The 17,938-nt window shown below is 62.5% G+C and carries 19 protein-coding genes and 1 pseudogene; 9 read left to right on the top strand and 11 right to left on the bottom strand.

The genetic code is table 11. The annotated features are described in order from the left end of the window. Positions 1-4 precede the first annotated feature (4 nt). From AMK05_RS23430 to AMK05_RS23420, 3 genes are read left to right on the top strand one after another with little or no spacing between them, the layout of a single operon-like run. Positions 5-859 (top strand): ABC transporter permease, encoded by an 855-nt coding sequence (locus tag AMK05_RS23430; protein WP_064841699.1) that lies wholly within the window; start codon positions 5-7, stop codon positions 857-859. A gap of 37 nt (positions 860-896) precedes the next feature. Beyond that, positions 897-1,880 (top strand): ABC transporter substrate-binding protein, encoded by a 984-nt coding sequence (locus AMK05_RS23425; RefSeq protein WP_064841698.1) that lies wholly within the window; start codon positions 897-899, stop codon positions 1,878-1,880. Between the two features lie 9 nt (positions 1,881-1,889). After that, positions 1,890-2,660: an ABC transporter ATP-binding protein gene (locus AMK05_RS23420; protein ID WP_064841697.1), complete on the top strand. Its 771-nt coding sequence runs from the start codon at positions 1,890-1,892 to the stop codon at positions 2,658-2,660. Positions 2,661-2,695: 35 nt separating this feature from the next. On the opposite strand, the gene AMK05_RS23415 is transcribed toward AMK05_RS23420, so the two are convergent. The 3 genes from AMK05_RS23415 to AMK05_RS23405 form a co-directional block, all read right to left on the bottom strand. Further along, positions 2,696-3,142, bottom strand: coding sequence for a type II toxin-antitoxin system VapC family toxin (locus AMK05_RS23415; protein ID WP_064841696.1), 447 nt, complete (start codon positions 3,140-3,142; stop codon positions 2,696-2,698). Then, positions 3,139-3,405 carry a type II toxin-antitoxin system Phd/YefM family antitoxin gene (locus tag AMK05_RS23410; RefSeq protein WP_064841695.1) on the bottom strand — a complete coding sequence of 89 codons (267 nt, stop codon included), beginning with the start codon at positions 3,403-3,405 and terminating at the stop codon, positions 3,139-3,141. The genes AMK05_RS23415 and AMK05_RS23410 overlap by 4 nt, the downstream gene beginning before the upstream one ends. 75 nt (positions 3,406-3,480) lie before the next feature. Further along, on the bottom strand, positions 3,481-5,292 hold the full coding sequence (locus tag AMK05_RS23405) for a chloride channel protein (protein ID WP_064841694.1): 1,812 nt from the start codon (positions 5,290-5,292) through the stop codon (positions 3,481-3,483). Positions 5,293-5,498: 206 nt separating this feature from the next. Here AMK05_RS23405 and AMK05_RS23400 point away from each other — a divergent pair, with 206 nt between their 5' ends. Continuing rightward, on the top strand, positions 5,499-5,936 hold the full coding sequence (locus AMK05_RS23400; protein WP_064841693.1) for a MarR family winged helix-turn-helix transcriptional regulator: 438 nt from the start codon (positions 5,499-5,501) through the stop codon (positions 5,934-5,936). A gap of 22 nt (positions 5,937-5,958) precedes the next feature. On the opposite strand, the gene AMK05_RS23395 is transcribed toward AMK05_RS23400, so the two are convergent. The 8 genes and pseudogenes from AMK05_RS23395 to AMK05_RS23360 form a co-directional block, all read right to left on the bottom strand. Next, positions 5,959-6,747 carry an ABC transporter ATP-binding protein gene (locus AMK05_RS23395; RefSeq protein WP_064841692.1) on the bottom strand — a complete coding sequence of 263 codons (789 nt, stop codon included), beginning with the start codon at positions 6,745-6,747 and terminating at the stop codon, positions 5,959-5,961. Beyond that, entirely contained in the window at positions 6,744-7,796 is a 1,053-nt protein-coding gene (locus AMK05_RS23390) for a FecCD family ABC transporter permease (protein WP_064841691.1), read from the bottom strand. Before AMK05_RS23390 ends, AMK05_RS23395 begins: the two co-directional genes overlap by 4 nt. 66 nt (positions 7,797-7,862) lie before the next feature. Continuing rightward, a pseudogene (locus AMK05_RS23385) lies at positions 7,863-8,973 on the bottom strand (ABC transporter substrate-binding protein). A 177-nt stretch (positions 8,974-9,150) separates the two neighbouring features. Next, positions 9,151-10,059 carry a homocysteine S-methyltransferase family protein gene (locus tag AMK05_RS23380; protein ID WP_064841690.1) on the bottom strand — a complete coding sequence of 303 codons (909 nt, stop codon included), beginning with the start codon at positions 10,057-10,059 and terminating at the stop codon, positions 9,151-9,153. A gap of 123 nt (positions 10,060-10,182) precedes the next feature. After that, positions 10,183-10,872 (bottom strand): ABC transporter permease, encoded by a 690-nt coding sequence (locus AMK05_RS23375; RefSeq protein WP_064832009.1) that lies wholly within the window; start codon positions 10,870-10,872, stop codon positions 10,183-10,185. Between the two features lie 13 nt (positions 10,873-10,885). Further along, positions 10,886-11,611, bottom strand: a complete 726-nt coding sequence (locus AMK05_RS23370) for an ABC transporter permease (protein WP_064841689.1) — start codon at positions 11,609-11,611, stop codon at positions 10,886-10,888. 12 nt (positions 11,612-11,623) lie between these two features. Next, positions 11,624-12,397 (bottom strand): transporter substrate-binding domain-containing protein, encoded by a 774-nt coding sequence (locus AMK05_RS23365; protein ID WP_064841688.1) that lies wholly within the window; start codon positions 12,395-12,397, stop codon positions 11,624-11,626. A 48-nt stretch (positions 12,398-12,445) separates the two neighbouring features. Beyond that, the gene (locus AMK05_RS23360; protein ID WP_064841687.1) at positions 12,446-13,225 is read right to left on the bottom strand and encodes an ABC transporter ATP-binding protein; all 780 of its coding nucleotides are present in this window, start codon (positions 13,223-13,225) and stop codon (positions 12,446-12,448) included. A gap of 162 nt (positions 13,226-13,387) precedes the next feature. Here AMK05_RS23360 and AMK05_RS23355 point away from each other — a divergent pair, with 162 nt between their 5' ends. From AMK05_RS23355 to mctP, 5 genes are all read left to right on the top strand, one after another. After that, positions 13,388-13,852, top strand: coding sequence for an Lrp/AsnC family transcriptional regulator (locus AMK05_RS23355; protein ID WP_064841774.1), 465 nt, complete (start codon positions 13,388-13,390; stop codon positions 13,850-13,852). 77 nt (positions 13,853-13,929) lie between these two features. Then, positions 13,930-15,303 (top strand): cache domain-containing protein, encoded by a 1,374-nt coding sequence (locus tag AMK05_RS23350; protein WP_064841686.1) that lies wholly within the window; start codon positions 13,930-13,932, stop codon positions 15,301-15,303. Further along, the gene (locus AMK05_RS23345) at positions 15,300-15,971 is read left to right on the top strand and encodes a response regulator transcription factor (protein ID WP_064841685.1); all 672 of its coding nucleotides are present in this window, start codon (positions 15,300-15,302) and stop codon (positions 15,969-15,971) included. The genes AMK05_RS23350 and AMK05_RS23345 overlap by 4 nt, the downstream gene beginning before the upstream one ends. 247 nt (positions 15,972-16,218) lie before the next feature. Next, a complete protein-coding gene (locus AMK05_RS23340; protein ID WP_007539443.1) occupies positions 16,219-16,416 on the top strand; it encodes a DUF3311 domain-containing protein in 198 nt (65 codons plus the stop codon). Further along, a complete protein-coding gene (mctP, locus tag AMK05_RS23335) occupies positions 16,406-17,881 on the top strand; it encodes a sodium:solute symporter family monocarboxylate transporter (protein WP_064841684.1) in 1,476 nt (491 codons plus the stop codon). Before AMK05_RS23340 ends, mctP begins: the two co-directional genes overlap by 11 nt. The last annotated feature ends 57 nt before the right edge of the window (positions 17,882-17,938 follow it).

Raw genomic sequence — 17,938 nt, 5'->3', positions numbered from 1 at the left:
ACCCATGGCCTATGAAATCAACCAGGTCCTCCCGAGAAGCTTCGGCCGCCTGAAAAGCGGCGAAACAAGCACGATCTCGATCCTCGCATCCTATCTGCGCGGCGCGCTGGCATCGCTTTTGCCGCGTTATGGCCTGCTCCTCGCTTTCCTCGCGCTCTGGCAGGTATCGAGCACCGAAGGTTGGGTCAATCCCGCCGTCTTCCCGCCCTTGAACGCAATCCTCTCGGCTCTGTGGACCAACCTTGCCAACGGCGCGCTGCTCGATGACATCGCCATTAGTCTGCAGCGATCCGGAACCGCCTTCGTCTTTGCAGTCGTGATCGGCATTCCGCTCGGTCTGTTCATGGGCCAGGTTCGTGCGGTCGAGCAGGCGCTCGATCCCATCCTGCAACTCTTCCGCCAGACCTCGGCGCTGGCGCTCTATCCGGTCTTCATCCTGCTGCTCGGCCTCGGCGAAACATCCAAGATCTTCGTGATCTTCTGGGCGACGCTGTTTCCGGTGCTGCTTGCCACGATCGGCGGCGTCAAGGAGGTGGACCAGAAGCTCATCGAGATGGCGCGCACCTATGGCGCCGGATCGCTGACCGTCTTCCGCCGCGTCATCCTGCCGGCCTCCGTCCCCGCAATCTTCGTCGGGCTGCGCCTCTCGGCGACGACGGCGCTTCTCCTGCTGATCGCCGCCGAAATGATCGGCGCCAACAAGGGCATCGGCTTCCAGGTCATGAACGCCCAGTACAATTTCCAGATCCCGCTGATGTTTGCGGCGATCCTGCTGCTCGCCTTTCTCGGCCTTGCAGCCAATGCCTTGCTGGTTCTCCTGCAGCGCCGCCTCTGCCGCTGGTCTCAGCCGAACGCCTGACCGCTTTCTCCGATTTCCTCTTCCGAAAGGACACGTCATGACTTTCCATCCCCGCAACCTTCTCCTGCCGGCCGTGATCGCGCTCGGTCTCGCCACGCCGGCAGCCGCCGCCGATACCGTGAAGCTGCGCTATCTCGCGAGCCAGGGCGGCCTTGCCGCCCATGAACTCGCCGACGCACTCGGCTATTTCAAAGACACCGGCATCACGCTGGAGAATGTCGGCTATGCCCAGGGCGGCCCGGCCTCCCTCATCGCGCTCGCATCCGGTGACGTCGAGATCGGCAGCGCCGCCACGTCAGCCGTTTTGAACTCGATCATCGGCGGCAACGACTTTGTCGCCGCCTATCCGTCGAACGGCATCAATGACGAGGTGCAGTCGACATTCTACGTGCTGGAAGACAGCCCGATCAAAAGCATCAAGGACATCGCCGGCAAGAGCATCGCCGTCAACACGCTCGGCGCCCATCTCGACTACACGATCCGCGAAGCCCTGCACTCCGTCGGCCTGCCAAGCGACTCCGCCAATCAGGTCGTCGTTCCCGGGCCGCAGCTCGAACAGGTGCTGCGCTCCAAGCAAGTCGATATTGCCGCCTTCGGCTATTGGCAGACGACCTTCGAGGGTGCGGCGCTGAAGAATGGCGGCCTGCGGGCGGTCTTCGACGATACCGACGTGCTCGGCGACATTGCCGGCGGCTTCGTGGTTCTGCGCCGCGATTTCATTCAGAAGCATCCCGAAGCCTCGAAGATCTTCGTCGAGCAGTCGGCCCGCGCCCTCGATTATGCCCGCGAACATCCCGAGGAAACCAAGAAGATCCTGGCCAAGGCCCTGACCGAACGCGGCGAAAACCCTGATATTGCTCAATACTTCCGCGGCTACGGCGTGCGCGCCGGCGGCCTGCCTGTTGAACGCGATATCCAGTTCTGGATCGACGTCCTGGTTCGCGAGGGCAAACTGAAGCAAGGCCAGCTGGCGGCGAAGGACATCATCTTCGCGGCCGATGCCAAGCCGGCAAGCAACTGAGGAAGAGTGATGAGCCTCGCCCAAGACATTCGCCGCGGAGAGGTGACGATCCGTCACCTTTCCAAATCCTACAAGCTGAACGGCAGCCATCTGCAGGTTCTGAAAGATATCAATCTCCACATCCGCTCCGGCGAAAGCCTTGCAATCGTCGGCGCCAGCGGTTCGGGCAAGACGACCCTGCTCAGGGTTCTGGCCGGCCTCGAAGAGGCCGACACCGGTGACGTGCTTGTCGACGGCAAGGCGATCCGCGGCGTCGGCGCGGAACGCGCCGTCATCTTCCAGGAGCCGCGCCTTCTTCCCTGGCTCGATGTGCTCGGCAACGTCGCCTTCGGCCTGGAAACGAGAGGCCTCACCCGCGAGCAGGCGAGGGCGCGGGCGCGTCACTACGTCAAGCTCGTCGGTCTGCAGCAGTTCGAGGCGGCCTATCCCCGGCAACTCTCCGGCGGCATGGCACAGCGCGTCGGCATCGCCCGAGCGCTTGCCGTCCAGCCGGAAATCCTGCTGCTCGACGAACCGCTCGGCGCGCTCGATGCGATGACCAAGATCGGCATGCAGCAGGAACTCGCCCGGATCTGGCGCGATGAGGATGTGACGACCATTCTCGTCACCCACGATCTCGAGGAAGCGATCTATCTCGCCGACCGGATCCTGATCCTGCCGCGGGAAAAGGGGGCCGAACCGCGCCTGATCGACATCGATCTGCCGCGCCCGCGCGACCGCAGCGCACCGGAATTCGTCCGGCACCGCGAGGAGCTGCTCAACCTGTTCGGGCTGCATTGAAGGCTGCGGCCCCAGGCCTACCCGGATTACACGGTCTAGGGATCGACCCAGAGATCGAGAGGATCGAGCCAGGGATCAACGAGTTCGATCCCGAATCCCACGAAATCTCTGGTGTTACGTGTAGCCAGAGTGAGATCGTGAGCAACCGCGGTTGCTGCGATCAGGCCGTCCATCGAGGAGAGGCCGCGACCGCTCCGCTTCGCCTGGCCCATCAGGTCGCCCCAGGCCAAGGCAACCGGCTCCTCCACCGGGATGATGCGGCGCTGGAAGCGTTGCGGCAGGTCCCGGGCAAGCCATTCGGTCAGCGCGTCGCGTTTTCGTCCGCTGTCCATCAAGGCGACACCACGCCTGATCTCCGCGATCGACACGATGCTGATGAAGGTGCGATCCTCGTCGAGCTTATCCAGCCACGCCAAGACGCGCATGTCAGGGTTCGGCTTCGTCACCTCGGACAGGACGTTGGTGTCCAGCAGAAGCCTCACAGTTCAGGATCACGCGGTTCGTCGCGTTGACGCTCGAGATCCAGATCAGCGCCGCGCAGCGGCGAACTCATCAGAAATTCGACAAGCGTACCCTTGCGCGCAGTCTTGCGCTGCCATTCCTCAGCGGAGACGACGACGACGCTCGGCTTGCCGTTCCGGGTTATCGTCTGCGGCGCGGATTGCGCCCGTTCGATAACCTCGGAAAGCTTCGCCTTTGCGCTGGCAACGGTCCAGCTTTCATCGCCTTCCCGTGATGGCTGCATTGCTCAGCCTCATGACTAGAGTGACCATCATGACTATATAAGCCAAAACTGGAGGAGTGGCAAGCGGCGCGGCCATCACGGTTTGCTTCTCGCTCCTGCGGTCAGATAGGGCCGCCGGTCCAGTTCCGCGGACCTCAAGGAACTGCGCAGCCGCAGCAGATCTTTTCGGGCGATCAGGCCGCGCAGTCTGCCCGATGCCGGATCGACGATCGGAATACGGCCGTTATCCGTCGACAGCATCAGATCGGCAATGAATGCGACCGTATCGTCAGGATGCCCGACGGGAACGGAATCATCCGTGACGGTTTCGCCAAGCGTCTGGGCGGCGAGGTCGGGCTTGCCCTGCCAGAGCAGGGCATCAGCCCGCGAGACGATGCCGGCCAGTTTGCCCTGCGTATCGACCACCGGATAAATCCGGTGCGTCTTCTGCTCGGAGGCGAAGAAATCGCAGGCCTCGCCGATTGTCATGGTAACGGGAAGCGTGTCGACATCACCGATCATGATCTCCCTTGCCCGTGAGAGTTCGAAGGGATCGACGCCATATTCGCGGGTGATGTGCTGCCCGCGGCGGGCGATCTTCTCGGTGAGGATCGAGCGGCGCAAGAGAAGAACCGTGACGGCATAGGCCACCACCGTTGCGGCGAGCAGAGGAACGAGCGTGCTGATGTCGCCGGTGATCTCCATCGCAAAGAAGGTCCCCGTCAGCGGCGCGCGCATCGTTCCGCCCATCATCGCCGCCATGCCGAGCAGCGCCCAGAAGCCCGGATCATTGCCGGGCATGACAAGGCCGACCAGCCATCCGAGCGCGCCGCCGAAAATCAGAAGCGGCGCGAGCACGCCGCCGGAGGTGCCCGACGACAGGGCAAACAGCCAGATGGCGGTCTTCACCAGCAGGATCGACATCACCGCCGGTGCGAGCAGCCGGTTGTTGAGCAGGCCATCGATAATGTCGTAACCGACACCCATCGCCCGAGGTTCGATCAGGCCGCCGAGGCCGATGACGAGACCGCCGAGCATCGGCCACCACATCCAATGGATCGGCAGCGCCTCGAACAAGTCCTCGATCCGATAGAGCAGTGTCGTCAGCAATCCCGATTGCAGCCCCGATATGATGCCCATTGCCGCACAGGCGAAAATTCCCCACCAGGGCAAATCCACCTGGAAATGGGTCGGGAACAGCGGTCCGGTGCCAAAGAGCAGCGGACGCCAGCAGATCGACACGCAGGCAGCAACGGCGACGGGAATGAAGCTGCGCGGCTTCCATTCGAACAGCAGCAGTTCCACCGCCAGCATGACGGCGGCGATGGGTGAACCGAAGATCGCCGTCATGCCAGCGGCTGCACCCGCGACGAGCAGCGTCTTCCGCTCGGCCGCGCTCATATGGAAGAATTGCGCGAACAGCGATCCGATCGCCCCGCCGGTCATGATGATCGGCCCCTCGGCGCCGAACGGGCCGCCGGTACCGATCGAGATCGCCGACGACAGCGGCTTCAACACGGCGACCTTCGGCGACATCCGGCTGCCGCCGATCAGGATCGCTTCGATCGCCTCGGGAATGCCGTGGCCGCGGATTTTTTCCGACCCGAAGCGGGCCATCAGGCCGATGACCAGTCCGCCGAGCGGCGGCACCAGCACCACCCACAGCGAGCGCGGCACTGAAGCCAGAGAGTTAGGCTGAATGCCGATCTCTCCGAACCAGATGACATTGGTGACCAGCGCGATCAGGCTGACGAGACACCAGGCCGCAAAGGCGCCCGCCGTGCCGACGATGATGGACATCCCGACCAGCAGGAGAACCCGCCTGTCGGTGGTGAAATCGCCGGCCTCGCGCCGGGAAAGACCGCCGGTAAAATCATGCGGCCGGTTGCTGGGTTGATGCTGCGCCATGGAAGCCTCTGCTACGCGGAAATGGGTCTGCTTGAGTGGCGTCATTATATCGCGATACGATATAAATCAATGGACGAAAGCAAGAAGGCGAAAATCTCTCGGAAGATGCCACACTTGACCGGCCGGCGGCTGCCCATCTATTCGAGATCGGCAATAGCGCCCGCATGGATCGCCTCCTGCGAAGCAAGCGGCAGAGGAGAATGAGTGTGAAGAAAATCCCGCCGCCGCTGAGACAGGAGGATTACGAGGCGCTCGCCGACCTCAGATTCGCGCTTCGTCAGTTCATGGACTTCAGCGCGTCGGCCGCCCAGTCCGAAGGACTGCCCGTGCAGCAACATCAGGCGCTGCTGGCGATTAAGGGGCAACGCGGCGGCGAAACCATGACCATCGGCATGCTCGCCGAGCGGCTGATCATCGCGCCGCATACGGCGACCGAGCTCGTCGGGCGGCTGTCGGATGCCGGGCTGGTCGAACGCCATGCCGATCCCACAGACAGGCGCCGCCAGACGCTGCTGCTGACCGAGAAGGCGGACGAGCTTCTGACGAGGCTGAGCGCCGTCCACCTTTCGGAAATCAGGGTGATGGCGCCGAAGCTGATCGAGCTTCTGCTCGAGCTGCAGAAGACGGCGCCGAAAGCGCAGTGAACGCGGCTGCGGCTGGCGGCACTCACACAGTCTCGGCGACCAGCGGCTGAATGACGGGCTGGCCGCGGCGGTCGCGCAAAACTTCGACATCCACGCCATAGGTCTGCGCGATCAGCGAAGGCGTCACGATCGATTGCGGGTGACCGTTCGCTTTCATCGCGCCATCCGCGATCACCAGCAGGTTGTCGGCATATTGGCAGGCCAGATTGAGATCATGCAGCACGACCATGGTGACCCAGCCATTGGCGCGCGTTTCCCGGCGCACCAGGTCGAGCAGCGCGATCTGATGCTTCAGATCGAGCGCGCTGACGGGTTCGTCCAGCAGCATGACTTTCGGCGCGCGCATCAGCACCTGCGCAAACAGCGCCATCTGCCTTTGCCCGCCGCTCAGCGACGCGATGTCGCGGCCGGCAAGATGGGCGATGCCGGCCTGCGAAAGCCGCGTCATCGCCATGTCGAGCGTCTCGTCATCAATGTGCAGCGAGAGCCGGCCAAGCCGCCCGAGCACCACGACTTCGAGAACGGTGAGCGCAATATCGGCGGCGGTATCCTGCGGCATATAGGCGAAGCTTTCGCGCCAGGACTTCAGCGTCCGCGCGCTCGTGCGTCCGGCGGAGAGGCTGTTGCCGCCAAGCGTGAGCCTGCCCTCGGCGAGCGGCAAGTCGCCGAAGAGCGCCCGCAGAAGCGTGGTCTTGCCTGTGCCGTTGGGGCCGATGACAGCGTGGATCTTGCCAGCCTCCAGGCAGGTATCGATACCGGAGACAATTCTTTGCCCGCCGCGTTCGATGGCGATGTTTTCGAGGCGGATCATGCGCCGGACCTCTTCGGCGCAAAGATCAGCCACAGCAGGAACGGCACGCCGACGATGGCGGTGACGATACCGACCGGAAACAGCGCGCCTGGAATGATCGACTTCGACACGACGGAGGCGGCCGACAGCATCAGCGCGCCGCTGACGACCGACATCGGCAGAAAGAAGCGCTGATCTTCACCCACCGTCATGCGGGCGATGTGCGGGGCGACGAGGCCGATGAAGCCGATCACGCCGACGAAACTGGTGGCGGTCGCTGTCATGATGGCAACGATGACGAGGACCTTCATGCGTAAGAGCCGGACATTGACGCCGAGGCTTGCCGCCCGCATCTCGCCCATGCGCAGGGCCGCCAGCTTCCAGGAATCCGCCATGAGCATAGCGCAGCAGACGAACGTGACAGCCGCGGTCAGACCGAGTGTCGGCCAGGTCGCCTTCGTCAGACTGCCGAACAGCCAGAACAAGATCTGCTGCGACAGCTCCGGCGAGGAGAGGAACTGGATCAGCGACAGAAGCGACTGGAACAGGAACAGAAGGGCGATGCCGCCGAGAATGATGGTTTCCGCTGTCATGCGGCGCATCGATGCAAGCGTGAAGAGAAAGAGCGCCGCCAGCATGGAAAAGACAAATGCGCCGAGCGGCACGGCGATCATCGCATCGAGGCCGAAGCCGCCGAGCGCCAGAACCAGGGCTGCTCCGAACCCGGCCGCGGCCGCCATGCCGAGCGTATAGGGGCTGGCCATCGGATTGTTGGGAAGCGTCTGCATCTGCGCGCCTCCGGCCCCGAGCGCTGCACCGACGGCAAGCGCCATCAGCGCCATGGGCAGGCGCAAGCCGCGAACGATGGCATCAGTCATTCCTGCCCGCTCGCCGAGACCCGTGAGCGACCGCACCACTTCTGCCGGCGACAGCAGCGAGGGGCCTGTCGCGATATCGAGAACGAGACAGACCGCCATCAGCGCGACAAAAAGGAGCAGGCTGCGCCAGCGCCTGCGTTCACGCAGCCGGTGCGCGCCGATCGCTTCGGCATTGCGGGCGGTCACTGTCATGGGAAAACTCTCGATTGGAAGCGAGCGCCATCGAAGATGGCGCTCGCGGAGATGGGCCGGCCGGGATCAACCCTTGACGGCAATGGCGAAGGTGCCTTCGGGAACCACCGGCAGATACTTCTTGTAATAGCCGAGGTAGTCGGCAACCGGGTCGACGTGTTTGAACTGCTCGGGATAGAGCTGCTTGGCGATATACTGCACCATCGCAAAATCCGAGATCGTCCGGGACGCGCCTTGATAAACGCCGAAGAGCTGGCCGTTCTTGACGGCGGGAAGCTCGCTCCAGCCCTGGCGGGTTTCGAAGGCCTTCAGCTTGCCGCGGGCTTCGTCGGCCTTCACGCCCTCGCCCATCGGCAGGGCGGTCTCGCTCTTGTTGTTCTCGCGGCCGGAGATGAAGATGGCGTCTGGCTTGGACGCCAGGACCTGCTCGGGATTGATCGGCCCCCACCATTCGACGAAGGGTGCCGCGATATTGTCGCCGCCGGCTGCCGTGGACATGGCGCCCCACATGTTCTTGCCGTAGGTGAAGGAATATTCCGCCGGCCCCTTATTGCCGAATTCGACATAGACCTTCGGCTTCGGCTTGCCCGACGCGGCGATGCGGGTGGCGATGTCCTTCAGCGCGCCGGCATAAAAATCGGCGATTTCCTTGCCGCGCGAATCCTGACCGGTCAGTTGTCCGAACAGCACGGTCGAGGCGACATGGCGCTCGACCGTCTGGGCGTTGTAATCGACCACGACGACCGGAATGCCTTGTTCTTCCAAGCGATGGACGTCCTGGCCGAGCGCCTGGGACTGCGAGGATGACCAGGTCGGGGTTGAGGCTCAGTACCTTCTCGATGGAAAAGGTCTGTGCTTCCACTTCGCCGACATCGGCGATGTCGCCGAGCGAGGGGCGGTGGGTAATGTGCATCTTCCAGTTCGCAGGCACCCAGCCTTCCCATGCCTCGCGGGAAATGCCGACGACGGAGTCATAGGCCTTCTCGCCGCCGACGGCCATGTAATCTTCGAAATAGAAGCCGAGAACGACGCGCTTGGCCGGAAGCTCGACCTTCACGTGACGGCCGATCACATCGGCGATCGTCTTCTGCTCAGCCATCACAGACGGGGCAAAGAAAACAACGGAAACAGAAATAATCGAGGCAACCAGCCAGCCGGCTCCGGATCTAAAATTCATGACGACCTTCCATGAGTTAAATACGAGGCCGAGTTATAAAAGCTGATAAATCAAGTTATTTATCGACAGGCTCTTCCCCTGCAGAAACACAAGTGACGGCACCGAAAATAATGGTGCGCCATCATCTCCATCGATGCGTGGCGGCGGCGGTATGACAACCACCGCCGCCCTGCCGTGTCAGCGCAAAAGCACCTTGCCGAGGCGGTGAATATGAGCGGCACCGATGCCGCAGCAACCGCCGATGATCGTGGCGCCAGCCTCGGCCCAGGAGCAGGCAAAACGCGAATAGGCGTCGTCGTTCAGGTCGCCGCGAGTCTCGTGCAGACCTTCATTGGCGGCCGATTCGCCCTGTTCCCCTTCGAAGGCATTGGCGTAGACGCCGATTTCGATCTGGGCACCCGCCTTCCGGAACGTCCCGGCGGCCGTCTCGACGGCGGCTCGCATGACTTCGGGTTTGCTGCAATTGAACAGGAAGGCTTCGGCGCCTGACGGCACTGCCCAGGATGCCGCCGCCTCGACGCTTTCGCCGGAGCGAAGCCTCGGTTCGCCGCTTTCGATATCCGCCGCGTCATCCGCCAACGTGAAGGAGATCCAGAAGGGCTTGGCTGATGCCGCCACCGCCTGGCGGACGGCCTCGCCCTCGGCGATCAGGCTCAGCGTCTCGCCGAGCCATATGTCGACAAAGGGGGCGAGGTTTTCGACCAGCACCTTGAGGTAATCCTGCACTCGCGAAGGCTGAAAATTCTGTGGCTCGTAGGAGCCGAAGATCGGCGGCAACGAACCGGCGACCAGCACCTTGCGGTCGGCGATTGAATCGGCCGCCTCGCGCGCCAGGCGACCGGCGAGACGGATCAGTGCTGGCCCCTCCTTCTGGAATCGGTCCTCGCCGATATGGAAGGGCACGAGCGCATAGCTGTTGGTCGTGATGATCTCAGAGCCGGCGGCGATAAATTCCTTATGCACCTCGCGGACGATATCCGGCGAATTGATCAGCGCGAGCGCCGACCATTCCGGCTGTTTCAATTCGGCGCCGAGCCGCAGCAGCTCGCGGCTCATGCCGCCATCGAGGATTCGTGTCCTGTTCATGAAGGGTCTCCATTCGGGCCGCCGCGCCGTCACCGGCGGGCGTGCTTTTCATTTACAAAGGGGTGAGTGTGCGTTGTTCGCTCCGACAGGCGGCGGGATTCATAGCGAGCTCTTTCCGATCGGCTAACGACGAACCGGCACTTGCGCTTCGAGACCTCGAAAGACGCGGGCAATCACTGCGGTCAGGGCGAGATAGAAGAGAGTGACGACGAGCAGCGGCTCATAGACCAGCAGCGTATCCTGACGAACCTTGTTGGCCACGGCGTAGAGATCCATCACCGTCACCGTGAAGGCGAGCGGCGTCGCCTTCAGCTGCATGACGATCTCTCCGGCAATCGTCGGCAGGGCGATGCGGATGGCGCGCGGCAGCCAGATGCGGCGAGTCAGCTTCCAGGGCGACAGACCGAAAGCCCGCCCGGCTTCCAGCTCGCCCTTGGGAACGGCAAGCAGCGCGCCGCGCAAAACCTCCGCCTCATAGGCCGCATAATTCAGCGTGAAGCTGACGGCGGCAAAGAAGAAGCCCTCGCGCAGGATCGGCCAGAACAGGCTCTGGCGGATGCCGGGGATCATCGGCAGCAGCGAGCCGACTCCATAGTAGAGAAGCCAGAGCTGGATCAGCAGCGGCGTGCCGCGGAAGAAGGTGCAGTAGCCGCGGGCCAGCAGCCGCGTCAGCCTGCCGCCGCTGACCTGCGCGAAGGCGAGTCCGATGGCAATGATGAAACCGAACACCACTGAGATGACCAGCAGCGCCACGGTCTGCCAGGCGCCGGTCAGAAGCAGCGGCCAATAGGAGGAGATCCAGGTGAAACTCATGGGCGCGGCTTCCTCAGGCGAGACGCGGCTGTCCGCGCCGCACCCGCCCTTCGATCAGCTTGAAGGCGACGTTGGAAACGAGAGTGATGGCGAGGTAGAGAAAGGCGGAGGCGAGGAAAAACACGAAATAGTGTTTGGTGCTTGCCCCGGCCAGCCGGGTGGCGAGCGCCAGTTCCTGGTAGCCGACGACCGCGACGAGCGCGCTGTCCTTGGTGATCGACATCCAGAGATTGGCAAGCCCCGGCAGCGCGTTCGGCAACAGCGCCGGCAGCAGGACGCGGCGGAACCGCAGCATCGGCCCCATGCCGAAGGCCTTGGCCGCCTCGATCTGACCGGTGGGAATGGCGAGGATCGCGCCGCGCAGCACCTCGGTCATATAAGCGCCCTGCACGAAGCCGAGCACTGCGACGGCGGCGACGAAGCCGTTCACATTGACCGGCGGCAGGTCGAGTGCCGCCAGCAGCCGGTTGAGGCCGTCGGTGCCGGCATAATAGAGGCCGACGATGAGGATCAGTTCGGGAACGGCGCGGATGAGCGTGGTGTAGAGATCGAGCACCAGGCGCAGTGCTCGATTGCCGGAAAGCTTTCCGAGTGCGCCGCCGGTGCCGAGCAGCAGGCCGATGGCGAAGGCGCAAGCCGAGATGGCGACCGTGGAGACAGCACCTGTCAAAAGAACGCCGCCCCATCCCGGAGGATAGGGAGACAGCAGATCCAGAATGCCTTGTTGCGCGGTCGCCATTTTTTGCAGTGCTTACTTCGCGCCGTAGATGTCGAAGTCGAAGTATTTCTTGGTGATGGCGTCATACTGGCCGTTGGCGCGAACGGCAGCGATCGCCGCGTTCAGCTTGGCTTTCAGCTCCGTGTCTTCCTTGCGCAATCCGGCCGAAACGCCGGCTCCGAGAATTTCCTTGTCGTCGGCGACATCTCCCATCTTGGCGCAGCAATCCTTGCCGCCGTCGCTTTTGAGGAACGCGTCGAGCGCGAGCGAATCGCCGAAGACGTAGTCGATACGGCCGGAGGCCAGATCCTGGAAAGCCTCGTCGAGCGTCTGGTAGGTCTTTTCCTCGGCGGCGCCGGCAAAATACTTCTTGTAATATTCAGACTGGATCGTCGACACCTGGATGCCGATGGTCTTGCCCTTCACGTCCTCGGCGGTGGCGCCCGGCTTCTGGTCCTTGGGACCGATCAGGGTGCTCGGCGTGTTATAATATTTGTCGGTGAAATCGATCACCTTCGAGCGTTCCGCCGTGTTCGACATCGACGACCAGATCACGTCGAACTTCTTGCTCTGGAGAGCCGGAATGAGACCATCCCAGGAAATGTCGACGATCGAGCATTTTTCCTTCATCTCTGCGCAGACGGCGTTCATCAGATCGATCTCCCAGCCGTGCCACTCGCCGGAGGCGTCCTTGGCGAAGAAGGGCGGGTAGGATTCGTTCATGACGCCGAAGCGGACTTCGGCCTGTGCGGTGACGGCGGAAAGCGCAAGGGCCGCGCCGGCGAAAAGCATGGGAAGCAGTTTCATTCGCAGAATTCTCCAGGTTCGTGTGTTGTCGATGATGGCTGATGTGGATCAATGGGCGCCGAGACTGGTGAACTCCCGGCAGCGGGCGCTGACCGGCGCCCCGAAAACTTGCTCCGGCGGCCCTTCCTCCTCGATCCGCCCCTGATGCAGGAAGAGGACGCGGCTCGACACATCCCGGGCGAAGCGCATTTCATGCGTGACGATCAGCATGGTCCGGCCTTCCTCCGCGAGATCGCGGATGACCTTCAGCACCTCGCCGACCAATTCCGGATCGAGCGCCGATGTCGGCTCGTCGAACAGCATGACGGCAGGATCGACGCAGAGCGCCCTCGCGATCGCCGCGCGCTGCTGCTGACCGCCGGAGAGAAAGGCGGGATAGGCGTCACGCTTGTCGAAGAGCCCGACCTTGTGAAGCAGGGCCTCCGCCTTTTCGATTGCCTCGCGCCTGGAAATGCCCATGACATGGACCGGCGCCTCGATGACGTTTTCCAATAAGGTGCGATGAGCCCAGAGATTGAAACTCTGAAACACCATGCCGAGCCCCGTTCGCAGCCGTTCGATCTGCCGCCAGCTCTGCGGCTGCAGCTTCCCGTCGCGGCCGGACTTCATCCCGACTTCCTCGCCGTTCACCGCAATGCGGCCGCGATCCGGTGTTTCCAGGAAATTGATGCATCTGAGAAAAGTGCTCTTGCCGGAACCCGACGAGCCGATGATAGAGATCACATCTGACTTGTGGGCCTCGGTCGAGATACCCTTGAGAACCTGTTGCGAGCCGAAGCTTTTGTGGAGATCTTCGACGCGAAGAGCAGGAAAGGGTTGATCCGACATGCATGGGTCCGGCTGAACTTGAGATGCGAAGGATAATGATAAAATAACGCGGTTTTTTCGCGCAATTATCACCTATTTTGCATATTTTGTGCAAAATAATCTTCCTCGCGCATCGAATGCGGCAGAATGTATGATGTGCCGCAGCTGAAATGGGAATGGACAATGGAACAGCTGGATCGTTTTGACCGTGACATCCTCGATATCGTTCAGCGCGATTGCCAGCTGAAGGCCGAAACGATCGCCGAACGGATCGGCCTGTCGGTCTCGGCCGTGCAGCGGCGGTTGAAACGGCTGCGCGAGGAGGGGATCATCAAGGCCGAGGTCGCCGTCGTTGATCGGAAAGCGACGGGAACAGCGATGGTGTTCATCGTCGGCATGGAGATCGAGCGGGACAATTACGACGCTTTGGCGAAATTTCGCGTCTGGGCGGAGAAGCAGGATCATATCCAGCAGGTCTATTACGTCACCGGCGCCGTCGATCTGATTGCGATCGTCACCGCCCGCGACGTCGAGCATTATGACGACATCGCCGCCCTGATCATGGCTGACAATCCGCAGATCCGCCGCATGCACACCAATGTCGTGCTGCGCGACGTCAAGCTCGGCCTGTTCGTGCCGCTGGAATAGCGATCGCGCCCGGGCGGCTGGACTCATATCGGACAAAGGGCATAATTCCGGGCGCAGATCCTTGGGAGGAATGACCGTTGACGCTACGACACCAGATCATCGTATTGGCGATCGTCCCGCTGGTCATTTCGATCCTCGCGATCACCACCTTCATCACCTGGCAATCGGCAAACCTCGCCAAGAACAGCATCGACACGTTCGAGCAGAACATGCTGAAGACCAAGGAAGCCGAGATCCTCAATCTGACCAATCTTGCGCTATCGGCCATCCAGACAATCTATGACAAGGCCGGGGTAGACGACGAGGCCGCCAAGCAGCAGGTGGCTGAGATCCTGACCTCGCTCGACTACGGCAAGGACGGGTATTTCTTCGTCTATGATTACGACGGCAACAATATCGTCCATCCGCGCCAGAGTTTCCGCCATGGGCAAAATTGGCTCGACCTTACCGATCCCGATGGCGACAAGGTCATCGCCGAACTGATCGCCACGGCAAAGGCCGGCGGCGGCCTGCACCAGTACAAATGGCAGAAGCCATCGACCGGACAGATCGCCGACAAACTCTCCTTTGTCGTCAGCCTCGACAAATGGCACTGGGTCGTCGGCACCGGCGTCTACCTGGATGACGTCTTTGCCCAGAGTGCCGCCGCCAATGCGGTGACGCGCGCCAACATCAGACGGACCTTCGTCATCGTCGCGCTGATCGCCGTGCCTTCGGTGCTCGTCGTGTTCACCACCTGCATGCTGCTGACCTTCCATGAGCGCCGCATGGCCGACAGCCGGCTGAAGGAACTGACGCAGCGGGTCATCGACACCCAGGAAGAAGAGCGCACACGGCTGGCGCGCGAGCTGCATGACGGCATCTCCCAGACCCTTCTCGGCGTGCGCTATGCGATGGATCTCGCCGGCCGCAAAGTCAGGACCAATGTCGACGATGCGGCGCTGACCATCGAGCGCGGCGTCGAGGCGCTGAACGGCGCGATCAAGGAAATTCGGCTGCTCTCGCATGATCTGCGCCCCCGCGTGCTCGACGATCTCGGCCTGACGGCTGCGCTGGAGGCGCTCTGCCATCACTTTGCCGAACGCACGGGCATCGAGACGGAGATCGACGCCTCGGGCTTCACCGGCACGCTGAAGGCGGAAGCCAGTACCGCCCTTTATCGCGTCGCCCAGGAGGCCTTCAACAATGTCGAGCGGCATTCGGGCGCCTCGAAGCTCTCGGTCAAGCTCTGGAGCGACGGCGGCCGCGCCCGCATGACCATCTCCGACAACGGCAGCGGCTTCGATGGCGCGTCCGGCGGCTCGGGCCTCGGCCTGCGCAACATGCAGGAGCGGATGGCGCACTTCCGCGGCCTGCTGCTCATCGACAGCAGCGAAGCCGGCACGACTTTGACGGCGATGATGCCGAGATCGGCCAATCTGCCCACTGACAAGCAGGCGGAAGCCGCATGACGGAACGCCAGAAAATCAGGGTGCTCCTGATCGACAACCATCCGCTGGTGCTGGACGGATTGAAGGCGGTGCTCGAAACCTTCGATCATATCGAGGTTGCCGGCACTGCGGGCTTGGCGCAGACCGGGCTCGACATCGCCCGGCAGATCCAGCCGCAGGTGGTGCTGATGGACATCAACATGCCGAAGCTCAGCGGCATCGATGCGATCGAACTGTTCAGGAGCGAACTTCCGCAGACCCGCGTCGTGATGCTCTCCATGCATGACAGCCGCGAGTATATTTCCTCGTCGGTCATGCATGGCGCCGCCGGTTATGTGCTGAAAGACGTGTCCACCGACGAGATCGTCGCGGCCATCGAGACAGTGGCGGGCGGCGGCACCTATTTCTCCTCCGGCGTCTTCGACGCGCTGATGGGTGAGCGCGTAGAGGAGGGGAGCGATCCCCTGACGCCACGCGAGCGCGATACGCTCGGGCTGATCGTTGCCGGCAGGAGCAACCGCGAGATCGCCGAAGCGCTCGGGATAAGCGCCGCCACGGCGGAAACCCACCGCAAGAACCTCAAGAAAAAGCTCGGCATCGCTACCACGGCAGGCCTCATCCGCTATGCGCTCGACCATGGCATCGTCTCGAAAATCGAAGCAAATCCGCACCTACCCACTTCTGGGTAGGCCCCGGTATTTCGGCTCTGCGCCCATCTTGTGAGGATAAAACCAACGCCCTAGGACTCCATTCACGGCTGGCCAAGCGCCAAGCCGTTGGGAGGAACTCACATGCGTTACATCAGCTTCCGATTGGCCGGAAAAGCTCGAGCGACCCGAACCGGGCCTGCTGCCGCCGCCGGCTGACAGACCTGCCTTCCACGCCGACAACTGGAACATGGCGACCGCAATTACGGCGCCTGAAAGGTACTCCGACATGGAAAAACCACGTAGCAAGGCAGCGCTGTGGCTGCTGATCATTCCCTACATCGGCCTGCTCTGGCCGCCATTCTACAATCTCCGGGAGCCGTCGCTTTTCGGCTTTCCCTTCTTCTACTGGTATCAGCTTCTCTGGGTGCCGATCACGGCGACGCTGACCTGGATTGCCTATCGGAGCGTTCGCCATGACGACTGACATCAACGGCACGGCGCTTGCCGTCTTCATCTTCTTCTTCGCCCTCGTCACCGTCATGGGCTTCGTCGCCAGCCGCTGGCGCAAACCCGAGACGCTCGCCCATATCGATGAATGGGGCCTTGGCGGCCGCAACTTCGGCACCTGGATCACCTGGTTCCTCGTCGGCGGCGATTTCTATACCGCCTATACCGTCATCGCCGTCCCTGCCCTGGTCTACACGGTCGGCGCCTATGGCTTCTTCGCGCTGCCCTATACGATCGTCGTCTATCCCTTCGTCTTCATGGTCATGCCGATCCTGTGGAAACGCGCCAAGGATTTCGGTTATGTCACGGCCGCCGACGTCGTTCACGGCCAATATGGATCGCGCGGCCTCGAACTCGCCGTCGCGGCGACGGGCGTCATCGCCACCATGCCTTACATCGCCCTCCAGCTCGTCGGCATGACGGCGGTCCTGAAGGCGCTCGGGCTGCATGGCGAACTGCCGCTGGCGATCGCCTTCATCGTGCTGGCGCTCTATACCTACTCGGCGGGTCTGCGCGCCCCGGCCCTGATCGCCTTCGTCAAGGACATCATGATCTATATCGTGGTGATCGCAGCCGTCGCACTCATCCCCTCGAAGCTCGGCGGCTATGCCAATGTCTTCGCCTCGGCCGATGCGGCCTTCCAGGCCAAGGGCTCCGGCAACCTGCTGCTCGGCGGCAATCAGTATGTCGCCTATGCCACGCTTGCGCTCGGTTCGGCGCTCGCCGCCTTCATGTATCCGCATACGCTGACGGGCATCTTCGCCTCCAACAGCGGCAAGACGATCCGCAAGAACGCGATCATGCTGCCCGCCTATACGCTGCTGCTCGGGCTTCTGGCCCTGCTCGGCTACATGGGCCATGCCGCCAACCTGAAGCTCGACAGTGCCAATGACGTCGTTCCCACGCTGTTCAAGACGCTGTTTTCGGGCTGGTTCTCCGGCTTCGCCTTCGCTGCGATCGCGATCGGCGCACTGGTGCCGGCGGCGGTGATGAGCATCGGTGCGGCCAATCTCTTCACCCGCAATTTCTGGAAGGCCTATGTCGATCCGAAGGTCAGCGATGCGGGCGAGGCGAAGGTCGCGAAGGTGACGTCGCTGGTGGTGAAGGTCGGCGCGCTGCTCGTCATCATCTTCCTGCCGACGCAGTTCGCCCTCGACCTGCAGCTGCTCGGCGGCATCTGGATCCTGCAGACGCTTCCGGCCCTGGTTTTCGGTCTCTACACCAACTGGTTCCGCGCACCTGGTCTGCTTGCCGGCTGGTTCGTCGGCTTCTGCGGCGGCACCTTCCTCGTCTGGGATGCCGGCTGGAAGCCGCTGCATATGATCAGCCTCGGCGGCGAACCCTTCACCGTCTATACCGGACTGCTGGCGCTAGCGGCAAATATCGCGGTCGCGGTGGTGATCAACGCCCTGCTTCCGGCCAAGGTTCCGGCCCAGGCATAAGACAAAAAAGCGAAGGGCAGCAAACGCTGCCCTTCGTCCGTTTGATTTTCAGCAGAG

This window comes from Rhizobium sp. N324 (assembly GCF_001664485.1).
Classification (GTDB): Bacteria; Pseudomonadota; Alphaproteobacteria; order Rhizobiales; family Rhizobiaceae; genus Rhizobium.
The sequence above is the reverse complement of the archived record's forward strand: the minus strand, read 5'-3'. Positions and strand labels throughout refer to the sequence as shown.

Coding starts and splice junctions, on each gene's coding strand:
- AMK05_RS23430 (WP_064841699.1), top strand. CDS start 5: ATGGCCTATGAAATCAACCAGGTCCTCCCGAGAAGCTTCGGCCGCCTG.
- AMK05_RS23425 (WP_064841698.1), top strand. CDS start 897: ATGACTTTCCATCCCCGCAACCTTCTCCTGCCGGCCGTGATCGCGCTC.
- AMK05_RS23420 (WP_064841697.1), top strand. CDS start 1,890: ATGAGCCTCGCCCAAGACATTCGCCGCGGAGAGGTGACGATCCGTCAC.
- AMK05_RS23410 (WP_064841695.1), bottom strand. CDS start 3,405: ATGCAGCCATCACGGGAAGGCGATGAAAGCTGGACCGTTGCCAGCGCA.
- AMK05_RS23405 (WP_064841694.1), bottom strand. CDS start 5,292: ATGGCGCAGCATCAACCCAGCAACCGGCCGCATGATTTTACCGGCGGT.
- AMK05_RS23395 (WP_064841692.1), bottom strand. CDS start 6,747: ATGATCCGCCTCGAAAACATCGCCATCGAACGCGGCGGGCAAAGAATT.
- AMK05_RS23390 (WP_064841691.1), bottom strand. CDS start 7,796: ATGACAGTGACCGCCCGCAATGCCGAAGCGATCGGCGCGCACCGGCTG.
- AMK05_RS23380 (WP_064841690.1), bottom strand. CDS start 10,059: ATGAACAGGACACGAATCCTCGATGGCGGCATGAGCCGCGAGCTGCTG.
- AMK05_RS23375 (WP_064832009.1), bottom strand. CDS start 10,872: ATGAGTTTCACCTGGATCTCCTCCTATTGGCCGCTGCTTCTGACCGGC.
- AMK05_RS23370 (WP_064841689.1), bottom strand. CDS start 11,611: ATGGCGACCGCGCAACAAGGCATTCTGGATCTGCTGTCTCCCTATCCT.
- AMK05_RS23365 (WP_064841688.1), bottom strand. CDS start 12,397: ATGAAACTGCTTCCCATGCTTTTCGCCGGCGCGGCCCTTGCGCTTTCC.
- AMK05_RS23360 (WP_064841687.1), bottom strand. CDS start 13,225: ATGTCGGATCAACCCTTTCCTGCTCTTCGCGTCGAAGATCTCCACAAA.
- AMK05_RS23355 (WP_064841774.1), top strand. CDS start 13,388: ATGGAACAGCTGGATCGTTTTGACCGTGACATCCTCGATATCGTTCAG.
- AMK05_RS23345 (WP_064841685.1), top strand. CDS start 15,300: ATGACGGAACGCCAGAAAATCAGGGTGCTCCTGATCGACAACCATCCG.
- AMK05_RS23340 (WP_007539443.1), top strand. CDS start 16,219: ATGGAAAAACCACGTAGCAAGGCAGCGCTGTGGCTGCTGATCATTCCC.
- mctP (WP_064841684.1), top strand. CDS start 16,406: ATGACGACTGACATCAACGGCACGGCGCTTGCCGTCTTCATCTTCTTC.